This is a genomic window from Vibrio sp. V08_P9A1T1 (assembly GCF_963874405.1).
Lineage (GTDB): Bacteria > Pseudomonadota > Gammaproteobacteria > Enterobacterales > Vibrionaceae > Vibrio > Vibrio anguillarum.
Window position 1 is genome coordinate 1 of record NZ_CAWNIB010000073.1, and the last position, 7,597, is coordinate 7,597.

5 protein-coding genes are annotated in these 7,597 nt (G+C 44.4%); all 5 read right to left on the minus strand.

The genetic code is table 11. The annotated features are described in order from the left end of the window. Window positions 1-89 precede the first annotated feature (89 nt). The 5 genes from AACT21_RS03935 to AACT21_RS03955 all read right to left on the minus strand — a co-directional run bounded on the left by AACT21_RS03935 (window position 90) and on the right by AACT21_RS03955 (window position 7,133). Window positions 90-1,976, minus strand: a complete 1,887-nt coding sequence (locus AACT21_RS03935; RefSeq protein ID WP_094124805.1) for a methyl-accepting chemotaxis protein — start codon at window positions 1,974-1,976, stop codon at window positions 90-92. Window positions 1,977-2,300: 324 nt separating this feature from the next. After that, window positions 2,301-3,158, minus strand: coding sequence for a hypothetical protein (locus AACT21_RS03940; protein ID WP_017045015.1), 858 nt, complete (start codon window positions 3,156-3,158; stop codon window positions 2,301-2,303). After that, window positions 3,158-4,021, minus strand: coding sequence for an ABC transporter ATP-binding protein (locus tag AACT21_RS03945; protein ID WP_013868321.1), 864 nt, complete (start codon window positions 4,019-4,021; stop codon window positions 3,158-3,160). The genes AACT21_RS03940 and AACT21_RS03945 overlap by 1 nt, the downstream gene beginning before the upstream one ends. Continuing rightward, window positions 4,018-4,389 carry a GntR family transcriptional regulator gene (locus tag AACT21_RS03950; RefSeq protein ID WP_026028428.1) on the minus strand — a complete coding sequence of 124 codons (372 nt, stop codon included), beginning with the start codon at window positions 4,387-4,389 and terminating at the stop codon, window positions 4,018-4,020. Before AACT21_RS03950 ends, AACT21_RS03945 begins: the two co-directional genes overlap by 4 nt. Before the next feature lie 194 nt (window positions 4,390-4,583). Continuing rightward, on the minus strand, window positions 4,584-7,133 hold the full coding sequence (locus AACT21_RS03955; RefSeq protein ID WP_094163949.1) for a glycosyl hydrolase family 18 protein: 2,550 nt from the start codon (window positions 7,131-7,133) through the stop codon (window positions 4,584-4,586). Window positions 7,134-7,597 lie beyond the last annotated feature (464 nt).

Sequence of the window (7,597 nt, forward strand, 5' to 3'; positions counted from 1 at the left end):
CAGACTTGCTTTCTCACCAAGTGAGAAAACATAACAATCTGATCAAAAAAAGGCTCCGCAGAGCCTTTTGAATAAGAAAGAAACAACCGTTACGCTAATTTAAATGTCGCCACTTTTGCACTCAGCTCTTCCGCTTGCTGCTTCAGTTCATTGGATTGGCTCAAGCTATCTTCTGCACCAATGACCAGTTGCTCCGTCACATCCTTGATAGAAGTAACATTTTGTGTAATTTCACTAGTCACATGCGTTTGCTCTTCGGCTGCCGTCGCAATTTGCGTCGCCATATCACTGATCAAGGCAACCGCTGCTTTAATTTCTTCAAGCGCACCGGATGCTTTATCGGCATCTTCCACTGAGTTCTCAGCGAGCGTTGAGCTGCTTTGCATCAACGATACCGCACGTTTGGTCGTTTCTTGCAGGGTATCAATGGTTGATTTTATCTCTTCGGTAGAAGTATGGGTGCGCTGAGAAAGCACACGGACTTCGTCTGCTACCACGGCGAAACCTCGGCCTTGCTCACCCGCTCGCGCAGCTTCAATAGCTGCATTCAGCGCAAGTAAGTTGGTTTGCTCTGCAATGCCTTGAATGGTTGCCAGTACGGTCGAAATCTCTTGCGCGTGTTGGTTTAGTGCGGCAATCACGCCACTGGCCTCACTCACTGATTTTGCCAAGTTATTGATCGAGCCTTTGGTATGAATCACCAAGGCATGTCCATTGTTGGTGCTGGTGGCCGAGTCTTGCGCCGCTTTTGCCGTTTGCTCTGCGTGAGAGGCTATCTCTTGCGTTGCCGACGCCATTTCAGTGACCGCAGTAGCGACCATCACAATTTCTTGCTGCTGGTGACTAAGCTCTGATGCCGATTGATTAGCGCGATGCGCGCCATGTTCTGATTGCGCTTCCAATTGATGAGACTGGTGACGAATATGGCCAATAAGTTGTTGTAAACTTTCCACAAAGGTATTGAAGTTTCTGGCCAATTCACCTACTTCATCGCTGTTCTCTACTTCAATACGTTGGGTTAAGTCACCACTACCGTTTGCAATTTGTGCCAACGCTTGAGAAACATTATTCAAAGGACGGAACAAAATATTACACAATAAGTTGAACAGCAGAGTACAGAGTATGACCACAACGGCAGTAACAATGAGCTGGCTGAAGGTAGCTTCAGATAAAGGTGCGATGAGCGAATCGTGATTGATGACCACAACAGTACTGAGATTCGTTCCGTTGATGCTTCGGGCGTAGAGAACATACTCCTCACCTCGAATATCCACCAATAAATCGCTGCTTTTCGCAATCGCTTGGCGGATATCAGCGAAATTTAAACCCAGATCAGAAACACTTTTATTGAGCAGTTTAGTATCACTATGGGTAAAAATATTGCCTTTATCGTTAGCAATAAACATATACCCCTCACCCGGCAAAATAACTTGCTTCATGCTGTTGAGGATGTCAGTAATTTCTACGTCGGCGCCTAAAACGACTTGTTGGCCATTTAAATTCAGTGCCTTACCTAATGAAACCACATTAGCGCCCGTTGCCGCAGCAACGGTTGGGTTATCCATAAACACTTTTGATGGGTTTGCTTTAGCGTTTGTATACCAGCCCCATTTGCGCGGATCATCGTTCCCCGGCGGCAAGATGACACCATTAGCGTTGTTTTGCGAACCGTCGGGGTAAGCAAGAAATACGTTGTCAAACGCTGCAGAATCTCGAACTTGTTTTAAATGTGTCACGATGGCTTGTTTCTCGGCATCTTGCGACAGCGAGGTTAAAGCACGCTCTTTCGACAGTAACCAGTCCGTCACATACTGATTATAAGAAGCGGTGGTACTTTGTAATCGTTGTTCAACATCAATATCTAATCGCTCCAGTGCAGCTCGATACGACAATGCTTCAACGAGTAATCCCCCAAGAATAATGGCAGCGCTGGCTGAAATCGCCAGTTTGTTTTTTAACGACATTTTTTTAAACATAGGTAGACCTATTTGTAATAGTAATTTAACTCAAACCGATAGAATTCTCGATCAATTGGACATTATAATTTCAAGCCTCGAAATAAAACTTGAAGCGGTCCACGTCTTTGTCATTGCTCACAAAGGACTACAAAATAGCATAGTGCATTTAACACATTTATATCATGTGAGTCAGAGAGTTGATTACTCATCACTTTGGAACTAACTTCTAATTTTGAGTGAATTTTTGGTCTAACCTTTTCTAGCCTCACCATAGTAACCGCAGGAAATAGGCGAAAAAAAAGAGAACAAACGCTCTCTTTTTGACCACAATTAACCAGAAACTTATCGGGTCAACAGTGACTTCAATGAAAGTTCATCAGTACTATAGAGCTTGTGGCTAATCCAGTAACTGGCGATACCAATCATGATATACACAAATAAATTACCCCAACCAGCACCTTCAAAAGCCGTGAACATGTTTGAAGAAGTCATTAACTGCAACGGCAAGTTGAAAATCGCGTGGTAAAACTCCCCTACAATGTCAGAATTCAGCATAACAATCGAGATCCATTTAAGCGCGAAACCGCCCACGAACATCACAAGGATCGGCGAATTAAATATCTGTGAAATAACTAAAGTAAAGCAGGCTAATGGCAGCATCGTCACAGCAATCACCCACATGATACTGAGGTAATTCAACCAGTGTTGAACGGCATATCCTAGAGAACGTTGTTCAAATAGTAGGGCTAAACGGTTTTCTGTCGCTAAGTTAAGCCCCCACAGTAGAACGTCCGCACAAATGACTAACACGGAACAGACCACAGGAATTACAAATAAGCCAAACCCCAGTTTCACTATGTGGGTCATATTGTTCGTCACTGGCATGCTGCGCCAGAACATCGAGCTTCCCTCTTTACGCTCCTTGCGGAATGTTCTGGGGAAATAGAGTGAACTGAGCATTAGCGAAATAAAACCAACAAGCATGATGATAAAGGTGTTGAAATCATCCACAAATTCGATATGGACATCACTGATGTCACCACCAAATTCCATCTCAAAAAACAGGTTGTGTTGCAGTGTATTGTTCATTAACAAACTGATGAACAATAGGGTTCCGCATACCAATAGAAACAAAGGAATACGCGTAACATTTTTGTTTTCAATCAGCTCTTTTTCAAGCATATAAATACTGGGGTGCATTATGCGCTCTCCTTCTGCAAGGCAAGAAATAGTTCAGCAAGTTTTACACTGTAAATAGAACCAAGCCCTTCAACGGCTTGACGGTGTTCTGAAGTCAACAACCACTTTGTTGTTCCCAAGCTTGGCTGAGATGCCAAAGGACGATAGGTTTGGATAACGTCTTGATGTGCGTTACTGGCCTCTAGAACAAAATACCCTTGTGTAATCGCCTCCATTGAGTCTTGCAGCACGACCTTACCTTGCTTCAAGATCAGCACATCCGTTAGCAAATGTTCAATTTCCGATACTTCATGACTAGCAATAATCAAGGCACGCTCACCATCATGAAACCATTCGAGTAAGTGACGATAGAAGGTATCACGGTAGATTAGGTCCAAACCAAGAGTTGGCTCATCCAAAATCAGCACTTTAGTATCGGTGGCAATCACAATGGCTAAATGCAGTTGTACTTTCATCCCTTTTGATAAGGTACGAATTTTACTTGATAAACGAATGTTGGTTTGTGTAAGGACTTGCGTGGCCTTGTCTAACGAGAAACTGGGATGCACGCCTGACGTATAACGCAAAATTTGTTTAACCGTCATCCAATCTGGCAACACATTGACGTCTGAAATGTAGGAAAGATGCGCCATCACTTGCGCATGTTCCGTAATCGGATTTAAGCCTTGGATCAAAATGTCACCTTGATAATGGTGAGCACCGAGCAACGACTTAATTAAGGTCGACTTGCCCGCACCATTATGTCCGAGCAAACCGAGCACCTGTCCTGCGTAGAGCTTAAAGCTCACATTCTGCAGAGCTTCCGACTCGGCATGCTTTGCGTACTGTTTAGATACACCGTTGACTTCGACTAATGGATTCATTGGTCACCTTCAATATGCTGTTGTAGTTGGTTGATAAAATCCTCAAGCGGCATCGCCAATAGCTTGAGTGTTTGTGCAATTTCTGGGATCTGTTGCTCTAAAAAGTGCTGCTTTTGTTTCGCCTGTAATTGCGCTAGCGCTCCTTTCGCGACATACATACCTTGACCTCGTCTTTTTTCAACAATGCCTTCGTCAACAAGCAGTTGATAGCCTTTCATGACAGTTAAGTGATTGATTTTCATATCTGCCGAAACGGTTCTTACCGAAGGCAACGCACTATCTTCTAGCCAAATACCTTGTAGGATCTGCTCGGTAATTTTGTCGGCTAGCTGACGGAATATGGGTTGGTTATCTTGCCAATCTGTCACAATTTTATACCGATATAGTGTTATACACATATATAACACTAAAGCAAAAGTATTGAATTGCAAGTGATGAATGAAAAAACATAGAAAAACGCACAAAAAAGCCTCGTGTTAGAACGAGGCTTGAAGTCATTGTTTGCAATAAAAAGTTTATTAAAACCCGTTAGCTTATTGAGGTAACTGGTTTATTAAAGCAATCAGCTTGTTGGGCAACTCGCAGGGCCAATCTCTTTCCATACTCCCCACACACCAGTAGTCGATGGGTTTTCGCCAGTTGTCCACCACTTGGCTTCCCATACTTTACCAGCCCAAGAAACTTGTTGACCGCCAGTATAAACCGCTGATTTATCCCACAAGTTGCTGCAAGTGTCACCACCACCAGAATCTTTCTTCGCCACAATAACCGATGCACTTGCAGAGGCCGCCGCTTTACCATCACTGACAGTTACAGTGAAGCTTAGCGTGGTGTCTTGTGTATACTCAGGAGCAACAAACGAAACACTCGCACCTTGAATGGTTGCATTTAGGCCTGCAGGTACATCCCATGCGAAAGTTAAGGTGTCTTGATCGACGTCACTTGAAGCGGAAGCGTCCACCACCACAACCTCACCAGCACTGGCATTGCTTGGCGCAGTAATCACCGCCACTGGTGGCGTGTTCACAGGCTCAGTTGCTTTAGGTTTGACCGTTACAGTCACAACATCAGAAGCCGTTGCACCTTTGTTATCTGTGACCGTCAACTTGAACGTCAGCGTTTGTACTTGTGCCACTTCGGCCGCGTCAAAACTGGCTCGTGCAGAATTAGCGTTTACTAAGCTCACTGCTGTGCCCGCCGTTTGCTGCCACACGTAACTGACAATAGTGCCATCACTGTCTTTTGATGCACCGCCATCAAGAACAACACTCACCGGACCAACCACCGATTGATCAACACCTGCATTTGCAGTGGGCACGCGGTTCGCGGGGGGTGTAGTACCTCCTCCTGCTAAGCTTTCATGCATCGCATTTAGGATGTCACCATTATCAGCGTCAATCTCCCAAGAGAACAACCCGGCCAAACCAAGGTTTCGAGCATAGGCGCCCTTGGCTTTGATTGAACGGTTATCGTCAAAAGTAACCAGTTGGCCCGTTGTACGATTCCAAACCCAAGGTGCTTCAGCTTGTGCATCGTATCCATATTCAAAGCCATTAATACCGGTATTATTAGCCCCTAACATGAATGATTTGATGCCTTTATAGTCAATCACACCCGCTTCCCACACGCCTTGCGCGGAAGTGCCTTTCAATTTTCCGTTACCTACCCCTGTCATCGGGTCGGTTGGATCACTTAATGAAGCCGGCATCACCCCTTCCCAGCCACGGCCATACATAGCCGCACCTAAGACTAACTTATTAGCAGGGACACCCTGTGCTAGCAGTAACTGGATACCGTTATCCGCCGTATAAGCTGGGCCTTTATAAGGTTCGCCATTTTCATCCACTCCTTTCCCATCACACTGACCTGGGCGCATGAATGATCCGCAGTAAAGCGCGGTTTGGTGGCCTAATACGTTATTCCAACCGCCATAAAAGTCATAAGTCATGGCAAAGATGTAATCCATATATTGAATGGCTTCGCCATAATTAACATCTTCAATCTTGTCATGACCAACACCGATTGCTGACGTGAGCTCATAAGTACGACCAGTTTCCGATTGCAATTCATCAAGCATGGCACGCAGTTCACGCATTAACGCAATGTACGCAGGACCATCATTGACTGGGTCACCGCGATCCGCTGCTTGACCACCTCCTCCAGGAAATTCCCAGTCGATATCCACGCCATCGTAGAATTTCCACGTGGTTAGGAATTTTTTCACCGAGGCTACAAAAGTATCGCGGTTGGCTTTGGTGGTAAAATCAAAAAATGGGTCAGAGAGTGTCCAACCACCGATAGAAGGGATAATTTTCAGATCTGGATTGCGCTGTTTGAGCGCCATCAACATGGCATAGTTGCCCTTGATCGGAGAGCTATATTGGTGACCTGCTTGCGGGAAACTCTTTTGATAGGCCGCCCAAGGGTCATGGATCACCACTTCGTAATCATTCACCCCATTACATGCGGTCATCAACGCGTTGTAGCTGTTTCCACCAACGGATTTCAATGATTCGTTAGGGCCACAAATTGGAATGAAGCCGTATAGAATATGCGTCAGATTATCAGCCGGGATGTTATCTACCGTATATTTTCGGTCATAGATGCCCCACTCAACAAAGTAGGTTCCAACCACCGTATCTTTATCGGTCGTGTAAGTATTGTTATTGGGATCAATATTCATCACCAAAGGTTTGAGATGTGAGCCATCGGTATCGGCAATTGTTATCTCAACGGGTGCACTTTTGCTGCAACCTGTCGCGTCGCAAGCTTCGATTGTCATTTGGTAAACACCACCTTGTGCATAACTGAAGTTTGCGGTGGTTTGGCTGCCAGTGATTGGGCCTGTCGCGACCTGTGCGCCATCAAAATAGATTTTATACGTGTTGCCCGTTGTACCACTCCATTGGTTAAACTTAACGGCAATCGGCGCTTGGTCATAATATTTGACCATTTGGTTATAACCAGCCGTGCTTTCCATGGCTAATTCAACTTTAGAAAACTGTAGATTATTCGACCCATAGACATCGACGCTAGGGGTTGCTGGTGCTGCCATTGCCGTGCCCGAAAGAGCCATTGCAATACTTGCGGCGCACAAAGTAATACGATTCATACCTATATCTCTCATTTCTGAATGTTTCACTTACATTTAAGCAAGCTGCTCTTCTGATAAGGCATTGAAGAACATCCATTTCAGTATTTACAAGACTTATTTTTTTTAGCAAAAAAATAAAAACGCTTTTCGAGTCATCGTTAAAATTTTGTTATGGGGATTCACCGTGTTACATCTTAAAAGCAATTCTGAGTCAGGAATTCAGAATTTTGACAAAGCAAAGCAGGTAAGTTTAATTTTTTACGCTAATTAAGGCCTTTGAAGAAGACTGAATGGCATAATTTAAAATTAAGAGAATGACATTATCACGTGACTAACGATCTGATAATATTGACGAATGCATGACGCATGCCTCGCACTAAAGATGTTACATTTCAATGAAAATTAGTCACTTATGCCGTTGAGAACTTGCTTTTACAACCAACTATCGGCAACCTCTACTCTATTGCTTGCAAGGATAAAAT